Consider the following 17,886-nt stretch of genomic DNA (forward strand, 5'->3'; position numbering starts at 1 on the left):
GCAGGGTCAATGTGTTAAAGCTTGAGCTGAACGAATGCTTCGTCGCGAATTTCGTTCAACCAGTTCTGCAACTCTTCTTCATACTTACGACGATGCAGGACCTGTCTGGCCTGGCTGGCCATCAGCCGGTCGCCGATATCCGCCTCGCGGCGATCCTGCACCTGCAGGATGTGCCAACCAAAAGTGCTCTGGAACGGTTTACTGACAGCGCCGACTGGGGTCTCACGCATCATCTGATCAAACTCAGGCACCATATCGCCCGGGCTCACCCAGTCCAGGCTGCCGCCGGCGGCTGCGCTGACAGCGTCATCGGAATAGGCCTTGGCCAGTTCTTCGAAATCTTCGCCTGCCTGCACTTTGTCATAGATTTCTTCAATCAGTTTTTTCGCAGCGATTTCGTCGCGCAACTCATTTTGCTGCACCAGGATATGCCTGACCTTGGACTGCTCAACCACTTTGCTGACGCCGCCGCGCTTTTCCAGCATGGCGACGAAGTGCACGCCGCTGCTGTTGCGAATGGGTTCAGAAGTCTGGCCTGGAGCCAGTTTGGGGGCGACGTCGGCAAACAGGGACGGCACCTGATCCGGCTTGCGCCATCCCAGGTCTCCCCCTTCTGTGGCGGTCGACGCGTCGGAATAAGTGACCGCCAGTTGTTTAAAATCCACGCCTTGGTCAAGCTGGCTGCGGATCTTCTCGACCTTGCTCTCCGCCTCTTTACGCTGAGCTTCAGACGCGTTTTCCGACAAGGCGATCAGGATATGGGCCAGGTGATATTCTTCCGCGCGCTGCTGTTTGGCGGAAGCGGACTTAAGAAAATCGTTCACCTCTTTCTCTGTCACCCTTACACGGCTGTCCACACTGCGTTGTTGAACGCGGGAGATGATCATTTCGCGGCGGATCTGCTCACGGGCGTTTTGATAGGTCACGCCTTCTTCACTTAACGCCTGCTGGAACTGATCCAGGGTCATGCCGTTCTGCTTGGCGATATTCTGCATGGTCTGGTTCAGTTGCGAGTCGCTGACCCGGATGCCTCCGCGGTCCGCCATCTGCATCTGGATGCTTTCCAGCACCAGCTGATCCAGCACTTTCTCCTGCAATACCGACTCCGGCGGTAAGGAGGTCTTTTGTTGACGCAATTTGTCTTTGATACGACTGGCGCGGTCTTGCAACTCGGAGTACAGCACGATGTCGTCATTAACCACCGCCACGACGCGATCAAGCTCCTGCACCTGAGCGTGGACCAAACATCCCTGAAGCAGTAACAGCGCACCCAGCGCGTTGAGTACGGCGGATCTGAAATTAAGTCTTAGCGTTTTCATGAAACCCTGTATATCTGAATAAAACTGTACTTTGATCAACTTTGTTCATCGCCGTCCGTCACTACGGCGGGAGATGGGACCGCAATGCGGCCCTACCATTGATAACGCTCCGTGCGGTAAGTTTCGCGCTCGTTGAAATTGCGCATTTCCTTAGCCATCACATCTTCGAAGCGGCTGCCTATGTTGCCCAGGCCGCGCAATTGGAAGCGCAGAAAGACGCCATGATCCATCTCACTGTTTTCGGTATCGTCCGCATCTTTCAGGAAGCTTCTGGCGATAACCTGAAAGCGCCAGCAGCAATCGTTGTATTCTACACCGGCCATAGTACCGATGGTACGGTGGTTGACCAGATCAAAAAACCAGCGACCCAGCACGCTGACGGAATCCGTCACAGGGAAAAGCACGGACACGTCCGACTGTTCCAGATCGTTATGAGTATATCTATGACTCAGGTTGAGCAGCTTACGATACTCCGGATCGTGGAACGCCAACGTGGTGGCGCCTTTCTCAGTCTGACGCTCCTGCCAGTCCCACAGCCCTTCTACTTTGAAATCAAATCTGTCGTTCGGACGCCAGACCAGTTCTCCCGCCCAGGGCGACTCGCTTTCATCACTGAGACCTTCCGTCCCCAGCCCTACCTGTTGATCCTCGTAGTAGAAGATCTGACCAACGCTGGCGCGCAGACGCTCGGCGCCAGTGGCGCGATCATTGAAACGGGAGGTGACGCCCAGGGTTAGACGATTGTTATCGCCAACACGGTCGCCGCCCACGAAGCGGTCTTCTTTGTAAAGCTGTGAATAACTGAATGTCGCCACAGAGGTGTCGAAGTCAGGAATATCGTCTTGGTCCTGCTCCGGGGAGTAGACATAAAACAAACGCGGTTCAAGGCTCTGATTGTACTCGTCGCCGAACAGCGTCAGCGTGCGATCGAAATACATGCCCGCATCCAGGCTGTAGAAAGGCACGGTGCGGCTGATGGACTCATCCAGCCCGGTAGCGCGCTGCTCCAGCTGATAGTCAGTGTGATCAAGACGCAGTTTTGGCGTCAGGTAGCCCCAGGTTGTAGACAGAGGCAGTTTGAGACTGGGTTGCGTACGCCAGCGGGCGCCCACCACTTGCTGATCCTTAGCCGGGTCGAGGTTTTCGTCGTCACGCCAAAAATAGGTGAACTCTGACTCCAGACCAAACGCCACCGGATCAAAGTCGCGCCCCCAGCCAAAAGACAGCTGCGGCAGCAGCATATAAGGGCGGTCGTTATCCACGATATCATCGTCGACCGTCTGATAACCCTGCACGTGGCTCTTGAAACTGTATCCGCCGCCTAAATAAGTGACATCCCAGGAACGCTTGATGTGGGTTTCCTGCTGAATCTCCAAGGTGCGGTTCAAGTCGTTGAGATAGTCTTTGTCACTCACCACATTGTAATCGATCGTGGAACGCCAGTTCTCGCTCACGTCATAACGGTTAGTGAAGTCCAGCGCCCAACGACGGCCGCTTTCATCCGGGTTCTCTTTGCTGAACTCGCTATCATGGGCGATATAGCCAAGACGCAGTTCACTGTACGTGTCTTCTGTCAGCCAACGCCCTTCCAACTCAGACAGCAAGCCGCGACCATGCATATATAAAGGCGAATAGGTCGCGTCATAGTCAGGCGCCAAGTTGAAATAGTAAGGAATGCCGAAAGACATGCCTCGCCCGGTGTTCGACGTACCGATGGTGGGATACAGGAAGCCACTCTTGCGGCGGTCATCGATAGGAAAGCGCAGATAAGGGAAATACATCACCGGGACATCTTTGACCCGCAATGTCATATGCTTGGCGGTCCCTTCGCCTTGCTCACGATCCAGAATGATCTCGCTGGCGGCGATAGACCAGTCGTTATGCATTGGATCACAGGTGGTATAGCTGCCGTCTTCGATACGCACCAGTTGTGCGTCGGCGCTGCTTATCCGCTCTGCGTCGCCGCGGGCGTGGCGCTGGTGTATCAGGTAACTGGCGTCGGACAGGGTAAAATCTTTGCTGTCCAGGTTGTAGCGGGCCGTATCTCCGTGCAGCAGCAGCCCGGGAGCCCGGGCGGCCTTCAGGCCCTGTAAATCCACCACATTGGTCTGGCGATCCAGCTCGACCTGATCCGCTTCAAGCCACCAGGCGCCTTGCTGCGCTTTGACATTGCCTTGCAGACGCATGGCGGATTCGCTGGGCGAGACTAGAGAGTCAGAGTGAGCCCTGAGCGCCTCGTTATCAGAAGTAGAGGCAGTAGAAGGAGCATTGACGAAGCCGTATTCCGGCTCAACATAGGTTCCCCTGCATTGAGGCTCCAATGTCGTCATTTGCTGTGGGGTCAAGAACTCACGCATTCGCCAGTCCAACGTGGCCGCGGACTGTGGTGCGGAATCCGCACGCGAGGACCCTGTCGAAGCCACACCGACCACTCCGGCGAGCATGTAACAATAGCCGGCGCGCAGACGCTTCCGCCCTTCCTTCATAAAACCCCTTGATTCATTTTTGGAAATGCCCGCCGTCCAACGATATCTCCCGATGACGGCAGCTGTAATTTGGAACCGGACATGATAGCGGCGCAGGCAACGTCAGTACAGCCGCAATATTCGGTAAGCCGGCGAGTGTCGCGGCGTCCAACAAAACCTTAAAGATAGCATCCAGATGCATTGTGTTATGCTAATTTCTAAGCAACGGACAAAAACAAACAACCATACGTTTAGGGGGCGCTGTGTCTCAAACCTCACAAACCGCAGGCTTGGTGTTAACCGGCGGTGGAGCGCGAGCAGCTTATCAGGTAGGGGTATTGAAAGCCATTTCCGATCAGTTACCGGATCTTCATTATCCGTTTCCGGTCATTTGCGGCACCTCCGCCGGCGGCATCAACGCAGTAGGCCTCGCCAGCAGCGGCGATATTTTTCGGCACAGCGTCGAACGCCTGGAGAATTTATGGAGCGAGTTACGCACGGAACAGGTGTATCGCTCCGACTTCTGGGGCATGGCCAAACGCATGGGGCACTTTGTAAAGTCGTTTCTAAGCGGCGATGACAAAGAGATTCCCGCCTCCATGCTGGATAACGCTCCTCTCCGCGACTTCCTCACCACACACACGGACTTCAACCGTCTACGGGAAGCCCTCTCCAGTCCAGAAGGTATTCGCGCCGTCTGTCTCACCGCCTGCGGCTATCGCAGCGGCCAAAGCGTCAGTTTTTTTGAGGCGCCGCCAGATGTCGAGGGCTGGCACTTGGGGCAGCGGGTTGGCGTGCGCTGTGAGCTGGGAGTCGACCATCTGCTGGCGTCTGCGGCGATCCCGACTATTTTTCCTCCAGTGAAAATCAACCGGGAGTACTTCGGCGACGGGGTGGTCCGCAATATGGCGCCGCTTAGCCCGGCAGTGCATCTGGGGTGTGACCGCATACTGGTCATCGGCGTCAGCGCCAACCGGGTCTGCGCGCCCGTGCGCCGCACAAGCGGCAAATATCCGTCCTTGGCGCAAATCATGGAGCACATGCTGAACGGCGCGTTCATCGACACCATGGAAAATGACATCGACCGCGCCCTCATTATTAATCAGCTGTTGAAACTGGCTCCGGAGGAAAGCTTACGCGAGGCCGGCATCAGCATGCGTCCTCTGGAGATGCTGGTGATTTCCCCCAGCCAGCCTATTGATGAAATCGCCGCCCGACATGCGGGAGAGTTGCCCAAAGCAGTGCGTCAGTTTCTGGGTCAGGGCAAACCTAATCAGGAGGGCGGCGCCAGCCTCGCCAGCTACCTACTGTTTGAAGGCCCGTTTATGCGGGACCTGATTAAACTCGGCTATCAGGACGCCCAGGCCCATGCCCGGCAGATTGAAAATTTTTTCAGTCAGTAAGCGCCGCCAGTTGCAGCCGCTCGGAAAAGCGGCATAATCTGGGGCCTTTGGCCTGCATGCCCGGTAGCAGTTGTACACCTTTAGAACTTCAAGAGATTCCATGACCCAGCGTCCTGACCTAATCCGCCACTGGCTCGCCACCTACTTCGGCGACGACCAGTTCGACGTCAGCTTTTTATCCGGCGACGCCAGTTTCAGACGTTACTTTCGCGTTACCCGCGAACAACGCGTGTTTGTATTGATGGACGCCCCCCCTGCGCAGGAAGACTGCCGTCCATTCATCGCCATCGCCCGCAGCTGGCGCGCCAAAGGCATTCGGGTTCCTGAGATTTATGCGGAAAACCTCAAAGACGGCTTTTTATTGTTGGAGGATTTTGGCGACCACCTGTTCGGAAACGCCATCGCAGACGCGCCGGCGTTGCAGGTAGACCAATTGTATCGACAGGCGATTGACGCCCTGCTTCCTATACAGAAAGCCGCAGACATAGAAGGTTACGCGCTCCCCTCTTATGACGAAGCCATGCTGCGCTTTGAAATGAGCATATTCCGCGAGTGGCTGCTGGAGAAAAAACTGGGCTTCAACCTCGACCCCACCGAAACGGAATACCTCGACCACTGCATGAACCGTCTGGTGGAAAGCGCCCTGGAGCAGCCAGTGGTAGTCACTCACCGCGATTATCATTCCCGCAACCTGCTTGTTTCCAAAGAGGGAGATCTGGGGATCATCGATTTTCAGGGCGCGGTCAAAGGCCCCCTGGCTTATGACCTGGCCTCACTGCTGAGAGACTGCTACGTCAAATGGCCCCGTGAAAAAGTGGAGGCTTGGAGCCGCTATTATTACGATCAAGTCGATCCCGCTTTATTAAATGGCGCGGATTTCGCCACCTTCACCCGCTGGTTTGACTGGATTGGCGTGCAACGTCACCTGAAGGCCGCCGGTCTTTTCGCCCGCCTCTCACTTCGAGACGGCAAGCATGGCTATCTGGCCGATATCCCGCGCACGCTCAACTATATAATTGAGGTGGCGAGCAAATACGACGAGTTCACCGAAATCAACGAATGGATCCAGGAGCGTCTGGTTCCCGCTGTCAGACTACTGGAAAGCAACCCGGAGGTTGTTCTATGCGCGCAATGATTCTAGCCGCAGGTCTCGGAACGCGCATGCGGCCATTGACCGAAAATCTACCCAAACCGCTGTTACAGGCGGGAGATAAGACTCTGATCGAGCACATTATCGATGCGTTGAAGCGCGCCGGCGTCACCGAGCTGGTTATCAATCACGCTTGGCACGGAGATAAACTGGAGCAGTTTCTGGGAGACGGAGCCGGCTTTGGTGTAAGCATTCACTACTCCCCAGAAGGTTCGCCTTTGGAGACCGCCGGAGGCATCAAGAAAGCCTTACCGCTATTGGATGACGGCGCGGACAGTCCATTCGTGGTGGTGAACGGCGACATTTGGAGCAACTACAATTTTTCCGGTTTGGTTAACCGCCCGTTTTCAAGCGAAGACCTTGCCCATCTGGTGCTGGTGGAGAACCCTCCCCACAACCAAACCGGCGATTTCCAACTGGGCGACGACGAGCGAGTTCTTACCCGCGGGCCAAGCAAACTGACCTTCTCAGGCATAGGCGTATACCGCCCCAGCCTGTTCGCCAGCGTACCCAATGGCGTTTATCCATTGGCTCCCGTTCTGCGCGCGGCGATCGCCAAAGGCAAAGTCAGTGGCGAGCGTTTCAATGGATTATGGTTTGATATCGGCACGCCAGACCGTCTGCAATGGCTGGATGAACAGTTGACGAAAGCCGCCTTTTGATCGCATTCTGCACAAACACTTTTAAGGGATTCATTCAGGCGCAGCTGTAACCGCAATCACGCACAGGAGCGGACGATGTGGTGGGGTAAGTTTTTCGGCAGTGTAATGGGATTTATGTCTGGCGGCCCGTTCGGCGCCGCCTTCGGTATCTGGCTGGGCGATAAGCTCGACCAGACCCTGCAACCTTTCGCCCCCGGGTGGCGGCTCAACTTTAATGACAACGACAGCGCCAGAGTGCTGAACGGTCTGTTTCGCATATTGGGAAACATCAGCGCGTCGACGGAAGCGCATAAAGACGATCTGCCGCCCTTACTGGAAGCCCGCGTTGTGAGTCTCGCCCATTTTCTCGATCTGGATGAAGTTCGCCAGAAACGCTGCCGCGAGGCCTTTTTCAAAGGCGCCTCTCAAGACTTCAACTTAATGGGGGAAGTGCGCGAGTTTCGTCAGGCGAACCGTTTCAGACCGTACAACATCGCTCTATTACTGAATCTGGCCATCCAGATATCGATTGCAGAGGGCGAACCGGGGCCCGCCACGCGCAACGCCCTGGAAATACTTCGCCAGGGCCTGGGAGTCAGTCGCAGCGAGTTTGAGTATATCTTTCAGGAAATTCTCAAGGCGCGCCGCCAACAAGGCTATTCACATAGAGCCCCTCTAAGCGATGCGTATCGCACCCTTGGCGTCAGTGAAAACGCAGACGCGCAACAGATCAAGCAAGCCTACCGCCGCCTGATGAACCAGTTTCATCCCGATAAATTAATGGCGCGCGGAGCATCGAAGAAGGAAGTAGAGCGCGCCAAAGAGGTCGCACAACAAATACAGCAGGCCTACGCGCAAATAAAAAGTACGCTCAAAGCCGTTTAGCCTGCTTCTTCATCCCCGGCGCATGGAAGGTCAGCCAACTCTCTACTTTACGGGTGACCTGACCGTCCTCCGACGATGGAATCAGGCTCAAGCCGCTCATCCCCTCCACGCGATAGCCTTGCATGCTGTTGCGACGCGCGAAGTCCCGCCGCTGCATAGCGTTTCGGCTTTGCAGGTCCAAAGTGGAGTCATACAGATCAAGCACTTGCAGTGAGAAAAAGTCCGGCGCCTTTTCTTTAATTTCGTCCAACAGCCCCTCACTGACCTCAGCATTGATCCATACCATGGATAATCCTGACGCCATACTTTGCGGATTCGCCAATACATAACGCAGCATAGCGTCAACGCCGCTGCCGACACCCAACAGCACCTTGTTCTCCTGCCCGAACGCGCTGAGCTGCTGCATGCCCAGCTCGATCCTTTCGGTATTTCCAACCGTCGCTTCTGCAGGTTTTTCGGCGGCTTCAGCAGTCGTGTTCCCCTCCCCGCTGACATCAATATCCACGCCTTCAGACGCCTGCTGCTGTTCCAGCTGTTCAGTGGCTTCATTGGTCTCCGCCAGCTGCTCTGGCGTTAACGTTTCCAACTGGCTTGAACCAGTTTTCGCTGGAGCGTCTCCGGCCGCCGGCTTCTTCGGCGTATAAGGAAACTCTTTATCACTCGCGGATAACAAAACACGCTTGGGCGTTTTAGCTTCAGCCGGGGGAGTCAGTGCAATAGACAGCGTGTGCCAGCCTTCATCCGGCAACTCATTTCGCAAGGAATGGATAAACTGCGGCCAGTCTGGATGCTGTCCGCGATCATGCAGCAACATGACCGCGCCTTGCTGCTCCGCCACATTTGCTGGCTTATATAAAGCCAGCATAGCGCTGGCGTCGCCCTGTTTGCCGTTGAGCCATAACACCTGACTGCCAGGAAGGTCTTTCGCCAGAGAAAGCAGCATACTGACCTGCGGGTTTAACGCTGGTTTCCTCTGTGGCGCAGGTTCAGACGCAGTCTGCCCGCCGCTCTCAGCGGCGGCTTTTTCCTCCGCCTGCGCGGGAACTGCGCCCAAAAGCAGCCCGCCCACAATAATTCCAGTAATGATTCTCGCCATAAAACAGCGCTCATACGCCTATTAGCACATTTCAGTCGGAACTCCGCGCCGACCTGGGTTTTAAAAGCATAGCACGATACAATACCCCGCATTTCAAGCGACCGCGACCGGACGCCAATGCGGCGACGGCGCCTCAATCATACCGGAGACTTTCCCCATGGCTGATCCATTGATCGCTCCTTCGATTCTGTCCGCAGACTTCGCCAGATTGGGCGAAGAAGTTGTCAACGTGCTGGAGGCGGGAGCAGACATCGTGCACTTCGATGTCATGGACAATCACTACGTTCCGAATCTCACTATCGGCCCGATGGTGTGTTCAGCCCTAAGGAAACACGGCGTGACGGCCCCCATCGACGTGCACTTGATGGTCAAGCCGGTTGACGCCATGATCGCGTCATTCATTGAAGCCGGCGCCACTTATATCACCTTCCACCCGGAAGCTTCCGAGCACATTGATCGCTCCCTGCAATTGATTCGTGACGGCGGCTGCAAAGCCGGACTGGTGTTCAACCCCGCCACTCCTTTGCACTATCTGGATTACGTGATGGATAAGGTGGACATGGTGCTGTTAATGTCCGTCAACCCAGGCTTCGGCGGACAGGCTTTCATCCCCGCCACCCTGGATAAATTGCGTGAAGCCCGCGCCAAGATCGACGCCAGTGGATTACCGATTCGCCTGGAAATCGACGGCGGCGTAAAAGTGGACAACATTCGCGAGATCGCAGCAGCAGGAGCTGACACCTTCGTCGCCGGCTCCGCCATCTTCAATACCGACGACTACGCAGCGACTATCGCCAAAATGCGCGACCAGATCGCCTTGGCGCGGTCCGTTTAACCCTAAAACAGCAAGGACATTACCGAACATGCCAGACCTTTTGATCCCCAGCTACGAGAACGGTCTGCCGCAACTGGCGTTGTTCGACCTGGACGGCACGTTGATCGATTCCGCGCCTGATTTGGCGGATGCGGTGGATTACATGCTGGAGCAATCCGGTTTCAGGGCGGCGGGAGAAGCGTTAGTACGGGAATGGGTCGGAAATGGCGCGCCGATGCTGATCAAACGCGCACTGGCATACGCAATGGAGCTGGAAAACCCGCAAAATGTCGCGGATTCACAGTTCCAGGCAGCGGCGACGATCTTCTATGATCGCTATGACGAATACTGCTGCGTGCGCACTCGCATTTATGCCGGCGCGGAAGAGTTGTTGCAGCATTGGCGCGATCAGGAGGTAACGATGGGGGTGGTCACCAATAAGCCCGCCCGCTTCACCCAGCCGATATTGCAGGCCCTCAACCTGGAGCAGTACTTCGCTATCAGTTTGTCCGGCGACTCCCTGCCCGTCAAAAAGCCAGACCCAACGCCACTCTTGCATGCATGCGAAGCCCTACAGGCTCAACCGCAGACCACGCTGATGATCGGTGACTCCATCAATGACGTCCAGGCCGCCCGCCGAGCGGGAATGAAAATCGCCTGCGTCACCTATGGCTACAACCATGGCGAAGACATCCGCGACGCCAATCCAGACTGGGTCATGGATTCACTCATTGAGTTGAAGTAACTCAGGCTAAGATTCACGATCAGAAAAGCAAAAGGCCGTCCCTGCCGCATTAGAGAGGACGGCCTTTTTTATTTGCAGTTTGCCGAGAGAAACAGGCGCTAAAGCGCCTGTTTCAAACGAGACGGATCAGGAAGACTGCCCTTCCCCCCTAACAGCATGTCTGTGCTTTTCAGGCCTTTCGTCTATATAGCAGTTAGAAATATTTCATCCATTTACCGCTAAAAAACCAATTAAGAAGATGAATAAATGATTCAGTACACAGACCAAGTCAACATAACTTCATCTTCTCCCCTAGGCGCTTCCACATAAGTCGCCAATGTACTTTTTAGCGTTTTCCATACCCCTAACTCTTGACCGACTTTCTCTTTGGATCCCGGTGAAATCCCGACATAACGAAAGTTATCATCCAAATAAGACTTAAGGTCTCTGTGCTTTTCCACATCGAACGTTACTCTAAGGAAGCGATACCTGTCATCTCGAAAGAAAAAAGCAATGTCCTTGGCAGGAACGCCATTGAGAGAAGATATGCGCGTCCAGCATACCCGATCTCCCAAGTCTGAAGATTCCTTCTGACAAACAAGATAAAGGTGGTCAAATTGCTGAACCAATTGGTTCTCCGTCCACCCTGGATCCGCACTAAGATTTATATTAACGGTTGAATCAAATAGTATTGAGTCAGCGACAAAATCCAGAAACCAATCTGGTTTTTCCTCAGTTACTTTATTCCAAGCGAAATGCGCAACACCCGTCAAGATAAGGATTAATACCAAGTTTCTCATACCATCTCTCTTCTAAACCATTTAAATCACATCGCAGCAATGGCGATGGGAAGCTCTCATTCAATCGTCATCAGCTAAGTTTATTTTCACTAGTCACGGACACTTTAGAGTCTATCAAGAATCAATAATCCTCCCTAAAAAAACAATCACCCCTTTCTTAAAACTGCATATATCAGCACAATAAAAAAACTTAAAAACAATGTTAGAGTCACCCACAATCCGCCTAGAATCGCCAAAAATCCAAAAACGGATGCATTTGCACAGTATTTTCTACAACTACCTGGATCAACACCTGAAAATTGGGTTGCCAGCATAAGTAAAATAGTCATGATAAGGGTTAGAAAAATAAGTTTTCGCCCCTCTCTAGAACCAGCCAAGTTTATAATCTTTTCTTTTCGCGACAGGTTTCCCATAAAAATAAATAGCATCGTCATTGGCATCCATACATATAAAAACGAGAAAAATCCACTTACTGAACCATCAAAAATCTTATTAGATTCGAATGACTCAAGTATTGGCATCAGGCCATAAAAAAAAGAATTAATAATTTTAAAAGCAGAATAGCTAGAAACGTCAATCCCACATTTCAACAGAAAGTAGCCAAAAACAAAGGGGGATAAAAACAGCCAACCAAACATCCTTGAATAGAAGCTCCCTTCCCAATTATCACCATTCATATACACATTCCAAATTAAATATATATTCTACAAACTCAATAAATATGCCCCTCAAAACAACCCCCTCCGTTTTGTTTCCTTCATACACATATAACTATTGGGAGCTTTGGACAATCATCTTCATCGATATTTTCGAGACGATCTAAACTTAGGCTCAATTCTCTAATAGCAATAGGCTCATACAAAGTTTATGAGAGCTCACCTCTCCCCCAAACTCTCCTGCTTATACCGCAACAACGGAGACAGGAAGTATTCAATTAAACGTCTTTGACCGGTTTTAATTTCGCTGGTGACGGACATGCCGGGGCTTAGGCGGACGTATTTGTTTTCCACCGTCAGACCATCTTGTTTGAGTTTGAGTCTGGCTTTGTAAACCAAGCCGAGGTTTTCGTCCTGAATGGCGTCGTCGGACAGGTCGACGAGTTCCGCGTCGATAATTCCATACTTGGTGAAGTTGAAGGTATCTACTTTTACTTCGGCGGATTGCCCTTCCTGAACGAAGCCGATGTCTTTGTTAAGCACTAACGCCTCAACCTCCATTTCGCTGTGTTCTGGTACGATTAGCATTAGTTCCTGAGCTGGAGTCACAACGCCGCCAACTGTATGCACCGCTAATTGCTGGACGGTTCCATCAATGGGTGCGGTCAGGCGGGTTTGACGACTACGCTGTTCCGCCTTGATGCGTTCTTCCTGCAGCAAGGCGGCGCGGGTATCCGCTTCCCGGCTTTGCTTGGTGATCTCGGCCACGGTCATGTCATGCTCCGCATTCAGCCGGACCGCCTCGCGCGCCAGGGCGTTCAAACGGGCAATAAACTCGGCCGCTTCCTGTTGCAGCAAGTTGCAATGTTGCTGCTGCAGAATGGCTGGCAGCGTTTCATCTTCAGGCATGACAGGCACGTCTTTCCGCTCCTGCTGCAGCCATGGCTTTATAGCGTTGCGCCTGTTCAGTAAAGGCGTTTTCGTGAGTACCGAAGTGGTGTTGAATCTGGGCGGGATCGGCGGCGACCTGGTGAAACCGGGCCAACATCACCAACGCAGCGAGGCCGGTATCCAACCTCCCTGTGGAATTTGTTTCAGACATCCTGACTACCATGACAACTAACGATGGGTGAGCGGGGGCGGATTATATTTTGATCACCCGCCTCTATCAACCATAAAAATGACAAACTGCAACGGCGTTCCCGCCGTCAATTTCATTGCTATGAAGAGACGAAATTATGCCAGAGTAAAACGACAGGAGTTGACGACTGTGTGATAAGAATAAAGCAATGAAGCCTGCAGGAAACAGGCGCGGCTAGTGCACCGCGCCATGGTTTTCCTCTTCTTCTCCGCCTAGGTCAAGGTCCCAGGGCAGCTTCACCCAATAGCTGTCAGGATTGACCGTCTGACGTCGCAGCAGATTGAAAAACTTTGTCATATGCTCATCACTGGCGTCGGATTGCCAGTACATTCGCCCGACGACGTATCCCAGGCCCATTTGCCGCCAGCTATGATACATGCTCTGCACGGCGCGCGAGGCGTGAAGGATGCGCTCCCAGGCCTCCTCTTCGGACATAATGCCTACCAAATACCCCCAGCGGCACAGGGATATGTAGCGCGCGATATCCCAGGAGGCGATGCCAGCTTCGCCCAATGCGTTTGAAAAACGGCGGATAATTTTCATATTAGCGCGAAGCGCTTCATCTTCATTCGCTTCCCAAGCGGCTTTGTATTGCTCCGCCGTCAGCGGCATAACCTGCTCGCGCAGCTTATCGAAGCCCGCCCGATGGCCGCCTTCCAGTAAAAAGTCCAGTGTTTCCAACAGGCTGTCTCTGTCCGTCACCGACCACCATTCCTGCAGCCCCTCCTTCCAGGCCTGCACGCTTTCCGGCGTCGCTACTTCGCTGCCAAGCAAGTCATGCCTGGCCCGGTTGAACTCCGTCAGAATGGCGGAAACCGCCAATCCCCAGAGTTGAACGTCAGACAAGGGATTTTCAGAGGGTGTTCTGCGCGGGGACTCATTGCCGCCATCCGGGGCTGCATTGGTGAAAACGCGCCAGTCTCCATCAGGGTGATGCGACCAAAGCGCCTCTATCGGCCCGAGAAATCGACCGAGGCCTTGTGGCGTGAGGCCGTCCATCGTCCAGGCCCAATGCCGCATATCCGTCGCCAGCCATTCTTCTTCACCTGCGTCGCGACGAAAGCGAAGATGCTCCGCCACGGTTTCCAGATCGCAATGCGTCCATAAAATGCAGCCCATGGTCGCGTCACTGCTCAAGCATTCCTGAAATAAAGCGCCATCCACCCGTAAAGGCAGCAGATAGTACTGCCCTTTTTCCAGGTTGTATTGCCAGCGGATTGTATGCAGACCTAGCGACATCTGCGCCACTCGCTGATAGGGAATATTTTCGGCCGGACATACCAGCCAATAGGCCTGCAGTAGCGGATCATCCACAACTCGCTCAATAACCGTTTCGCTGATTTGGTTGTGGTTTATCATTGCAGCGTTCCCTTGTACTGTTGCGACATCGCCCGCCAAGTATCGTCGGACAGGGCCTCAAACATCTGGTTCAGGTTAAACTCATACACTTGCCCACGCTCTCGGGCCTGATGGAACTCCGCCAATTGCAACATGTAGGGATAGCGAAAAGGACTGCCCTCCGCCAATTGCTGAAACAAGGTTAACGCCTGATAAAAAATCGTCATGCCCTCGTCTTCCGGCAAATCACCGGCATGGGCCACCAACCGAGTTAATTGAGCGAACAGCGTATTCGCTACGCCAGGAGAATGGGTTACCGTCTGCTTCAATTCGTCAACCTGTCCATGCATACTGCCGAGCAACACAGGCAAGGCTTCATCCTCCGGCGCGAACAAGCGTTCTACGACTTCCGTCAGCCAGGTTTCAGACGCATCGCAACAAGCGGCGAGCTCAATTAATGAAGCAGGAGCGTCTTCCTGCGTTTCTTCCTCGCAGGCCGTCTCTTCATTCGAATCTTCAACGGGCTCTTCAACCGGCGTTGCTTCCACCGCCTGCGGCTGAGACGCCATCCATGCCTCTCCCCACTCCGCCCAAAAGTCTTTGAGTACATACAACAGACTTGAGTTAACCGCTGGATGCTCCATTAAGGCCTGAGTCATGTTGCCGCAAGTCTGCGGATCTTGCTCCGCAAGCTTGCGCAGCGAGCGGGCCAGCATATTTTCCATGTAGTAATGCATGTCTGAAGTGATATCCGGCAACGTCGACAACCGCCAGATGAGTTCTTCCGAGACATAACTTTCATCAAAGGCTTTTTGCGTGGCGCGACTGAGGTAATTACGCCAGTGTGAGTTGTCTTCATCCAGATCTTTGAAACGCAGCAGATTCAGCGCGGCGCACATAAAGTAGATAGCGGCGTTGGGACGCTCCGCCAGCAATGTCGCCAGATAGTTGTCCTCGTCTTCTCGCACTACTTTCTCCACAAACCAGGCGGCGGAGATAGACGGTTGCGGCGCATAAAACAGATTGATCAGGCTTTGCAGAAAGTGGCCTTCATCATGAAACATATCCGCGATCCACTGCGCGCTGAGCCTGCAAGGGCGTTCTTCGCCATCAGGGGAAATTCGGTAGCGGTGCAAGGACAACGAAAGGTTACGCGCCCACCTCGCTGCGCGACGGGTCAAGGTTGAGGACTCATAGGTCAGCGCCATCGTCAGCAACGTGCGCAGGACATGATAAGACCCCACTCCGCGCCGATAGGCCTGATATTCAGCAAACTTGGCTAACGCGCGATCCGTCTCTTCATTTTCCTGGGTTAAGGCGAATTCAAAGATTTTTTCCACCATTCTGGCGGAATACTCCCCACAATCTTCGCCGTCCATAATTGCTTCCAGATTGTTGGCGTCGACGCTCAATTTCTCCAATGCTGTGACCAGTGGCGAAATAACGCCGTTTGGCGCCTGAAACATAAATCTGGCGATCTTTCTGCGATCATAATCTCCATGACCAGCTCGGCCCACCAGTTGCCTGGCGAGTTGCTCAAGCAGCATATGTTTGGAGGGCGTAATGTGCATCCAGATACTATCCTGGACGCCATCGAATTTAGAACGATCCAACTGTTCCAGCGCCCAATTCCACACAAGCATATCTCCAGCCCTAGCGATGAGCTCGCAGAACATAGTGGCGAACAGGTCCGCAGAACCAAAGAAGTGACGCGCAAACTCAGGCCCCATCTCCAACTCCGTCATAGAGCCGTCTTCGGGCGAACGATAGGTCATGCGCGTTCCCGCCGAATCGCGCAACAACTGGAAACAGGCGTTTGCATACAGAGGGGCTTTGGCGTTAAAGCTCTGCTGTAATATAAAGCGCAAACACAGAAAGCCTTCATGACCGTCCAGATTAATCTGACCACACAGAATCTGTCCCAGGGCTTTGCTGTATTGGTCCAACGTTCCGGCGCCAATCGCTTCCAGTGTAAATTTCCGCCAGGCTTCAATCATATTCAGCGGCATAGGCGTGCGGGATGCGGCGTAAGCGATGGCCTCCAGGTACTGCGGCTGTATCGGATACTCTCCCATCGCCTCCAAGGCGCAGCGCTGAGCGCCTGCATCGCCAATAGCCAGCATCGTGTACAACCCATCCAATAGCTGGCTGCGCTGACAAATCGCAGCTATACGCGAGTCATCCCGCTTTTCCTGTGGTAGCGCCATGAGTATCTGAATGGCGTATCGACGCGAGTGTTCCCCTACGGTGTCGTCTTCCAGCAGACCCCAAAGGGACAGTGTTAGCGCCGCCGGCAAAGCCGGAAGTCTTTCCTCAATCAAACGCCACAACAGAAACTCACAGTGAGCGCCGCGACGGGAAACATAAGAAGCCAGCGAGGCTGAGCCTTGGCGCGCCAATACGACAATTGCTTTGCAAACAAGGGAGGACAGCGGCGAATTGAGGCATTCGGCAAGCACTGCTGCATCCTCCAGCAACAAAGCGGCCGAGCAACGAAGATCCGCCTCCGCAGACGTCAAGGCCTCGTTAACCTGGGAAATAACCTCTTCCTGCTCAGTTTGCGGCAGATTCAACTCGCAGAGTCTGGAAAAGTGCAAAAGTGCGCAGGCCAGCCAGGGGTTTCCAGTGCCTGACTGCGTCTTCCATAATCTGAACATAGCCTGCAGACATTCCTGGGCGCGCTCAGGCTGCTTTAGCGGCCCAGACTCGGCCAGATGTCCCTGCGCCCGCCAGTGACCGAGGACACTAAACGCCTCCGCGGCAATGACGCCGCCGACCTGCATAGCCGCTAATACTGCGTCAAACCAATGGCTTTCCAACTCTTCATTGATTTCAATTGTCGGGCAGCGCACCCACGCGATGAAAGCGAGGATTCGGGTAGAGGACAAGGGACTTGCAGCCGCGATCTCGGAAAGTCGTTCAATCTGATTTTCGAATGGACCTTGCGGCCCCGATTTCATCAGGGAGGTCTGTTGGTCATTCCATGGCAAATGGCCGATCAGCTCATTTTCCAGATTAAAAACATGCTCTTTGAACGTCAGATAACGCTGACATAGACGCAGCTCATCGATGCGATTCAGAGCCAGGGTGAGATGCTGATTGTACAGGCTGTTGTAATGGTCGATACGATCCTGCGGCAGGCTCAGCAAACGCTCCCTTAACTGCAGTTGATCCACCCCGGCCTGCTTCAGCATACGAGCGACGCCGTAATGCTCCGCGTTGGTCATTTCAAAGCCGCATTGCCGACAGAACTTGCCCGGCGCGGTCAGTTTCGCGCACCAGCCACAGCGCACATCGGAGCGCACAATGCCGCCGCATTCCACGCAACTGTCGCCGGCGCGCCAGTCATTGGGTTGCTTCGCATGACATTGCTCGCAATACATTACATCCATTGGAAACACCTGTACTGAATCATGACGCGGCCCGCTTCACGTCAATCGAAGATGCAAATAAA

Annotated in this window: 15 protein-coding genes; 6 read left to right on the top strand and 9 right to left on the bottom strand. The window is 53.9% G+C overall.

The window, feature by feature from the left end; genetic code table 11:
* Positions 1-14: 14 nt before the first annotated feature.
* Positions 15-1,319, bottom strand: a complete 1,305-nt coding sequence (locus tag ACQYWX_RS26765) for a peptidylprolyl isomerase (protein ID WP_431686967.1) — start codon at positions 1,317-1,319, stop codon at positions 15-17.
* A gap of 92 nt (positions 1,320-1,411) precedes the next feature.
* Positions 1,412-3,805, bottom strand: a complete 2,394-nt coding sequence (locus ACQYWX_RS26770; protein ID WP_431686968.1) for an LPS-assembly protein LptD — start codon at positions 3,803-3,805, stop codon at positions 1,412-1,414.
* Between the two features lie 242 nt (positions 3,806-4,047).
* Here ACQYWX_RS26770 and ACQYWX_RS26775 point away from each other — a divergent pair, with 242 nt between their 5' ends.
* The 4 genes from ACQYWX_RS26775 (at position 4,048) to djlA (ending at position 7,863) form a co-directional block, all read left to right on the top strand.
* Positions 4,048-5,187, top strand: a complete 1,140-nt coding sequence (locus ACQYWX_RS26775) for a patatin-like phospholipase family protein (RefSeq protein ID WP_431686969.1) — start codon at positions 4,048-4,050, stop codon at positions 5,185-5,187.
* A gap of 100 nt (positions 5,188-5,287) precedes the next feature.
* Complete coding sequence (locus ACQYWX_RS26780) at positions 5,288-6,322, top strand: aminoglycoside phosphotransferase family protein (RefSeq protein WP_431686970.1); 1,035 nt, start codon at positions 5,288-5,290, stop codon at positions 6,320-6,322.
* Positions 6,310-6,999 carry an N-acetylmuramate alpha-1-phosphate uridylyltransferase MurU gene (murU, locus tag ACQYWX_RS26785; protein WP_431686971.1) on the top strand — a complete coding sequence of 230 codons (690 nt, stop codon included), beginning with the start codon at positions 6,310-6,312 and terminating at the stop codon, positions 6,997-6,999. The genes ACQYWX_RS26780 and murU overlap by 13 nt, the downstream gene beginning before the upstream one ends.
* 75 nt (positions 7,000-7,074) lie before the next feature.
* Positions 7,075-7,863 (top strand): co-chaperone DjlA, encoded by a 789-nt coding sequence (gene djlA / locus ACQYWX_RS26790; protein WP_431686972.1) that lies wholly within the window; start codon positions 7,075-7,077, stop codon positions 7,861-7,863.
* Here the strand turns inward: djlA and ACQYWX_RS26795 are convergent.
* Positions 7,850-8,959 (bottom strand): DUF3530 family protein, encoded by a 1,110-nt coding sequence (locus ACQYWX_RS26795; protein ID WP_431686973.1) that lies wholly within the window; start codon positions 8,957-8,959, stop codon positions 7,850-7,852. The two genes, djlA and ACQYWX_RS26795, sit on opposite strands and share 14 nt — an antisense overlap.
* 157 nt (positions 8,960-9,116) lie before the next feature.
* On the opposite strand from ACQYWX_RS26795, the gene rpe reads away from it, so the two are divergent.
* Together rpe and ACQYWX_RS26805 are read left to right on the top strand one after the other, a co-directional pair.
* Positions 9,117-9,794, top strand: coding sequence for a ribulose-phosphate 3-epimerase (gene rpe, locus ACQYWX_RS26800; protein ID WP_279506104.1), 678 nt, complete (start codon positions 9,117-9,119; stop codon positions 9,792-9,794).
* A gap of 28 nt (positions 9,795-9,822) precedes the next feature.
* On the top strand, positions 9,823-10,518 hold the full coding sequence (locus tag ACQYWX_RS26805) for a phosphoglycolate phosphatase (RefSeq protein WP_431686974.1): 696 nt from the start codon (positions 9,823-9,825) through the stop codon (positions 10,516-10,518).
* 251 nt (positions 10,519-10,769) lie between these two features.
* On the opposite strand, the gene ACQYWX_RS26810 is transcribed toward ACQYWX_RS26805, so the two are convergent.
* The 6 genes from ACQYWX_RS26810 to ACQYWX_RS26835 form a co-directional block, all read right to left on the bottom strand.
* Complete coding sequence (locus ACQYWX_RS26810; protein ID WP_431686975.1) at positions 10,770-11,297, bottom strand: hypothetical protein; 528 nt, start codon at positions 11,295-11,297, stop codon at positions 10,770-10,772.
* A gap of 146 nt (positions 11,298-11,443) precedes the next feature.
* A complete protein-coding gene (locus ACQYWX_RS26815) occupies positions 11,444-11,974 on the bottom strand; it encodes a hypothetical protein (protein ID WP_431686976.1) in 531 nt (176 codons plus the stop codon).
* 198 nt (positions 11,975-12,172) lie between these two features.
* The gene (locus ACQYWX_RS26820; RefSeq protein ID WP_431686977.1) at positions 12,173-12,862 is read right to left on the bottom strand and encodes an HlyD family type I secretion periplasmic adaptor subunit; all 690 of its coding nucleotides are present in this window, start codon (positions 12,860-12,862) and stop codon (positions 12,173-12,175) included.
* Positions 12,855-13,055 carry a cysteine peptidase family C39 domain-containing protein gene (locus tag ACQYWX_RS26825; protein ID WP_253938414.1) on the bottom strand — a complete coding sequence of 67 codons (201 nt, stop codon included), beginning with the start codon at positions 13,053-13,055 and terminating at the stop codon, positions 12,855-12,857. The genes ACQYWX_RS26820 and ACQYWX_RS26825 overlap by 8 nt, the downstream gene beginning before the upstream one ends.
* Before the next feature lie 213 nt (positions 13,056-13,268).
* Positions 13,269-14,453 (bottom strand): DUF1266 domain-containing protein, encoded by a 1,185-nt coding sequence (locus ACQYWX_RS26830; protein WP_431686978.1) that lies wholly within the window; start codon positions 14,451-14,453, stop codon positions 13,269-13,271.
* Complete coding sequence (locus ACQYWX_RS26835; protein ID WP_431686979.1) at positions 14,450-17,824, bottom strand: hypothetical protein; 3,375 nt, start codon at positions 17,822-17,824, stop codon at positions 14,450-14,452. Before ACQYWX_RS26835 ends, ACQYWX_RS26830 begins: the two co-directional genes overlap by 4 nt.
* Between the last annotated feature and the right edge of the window lie 62 nt (positions 17,825-17,886).

The organism is Hahella sp. NBU794, assembly GCF_050749805.1.
Taxonomy (GTDB): domain Bacteria; phylum Pseudomonadota; class Gammaproteobacteria; order Pseudomonadales; family Oleiphilaceae; genus Hahella.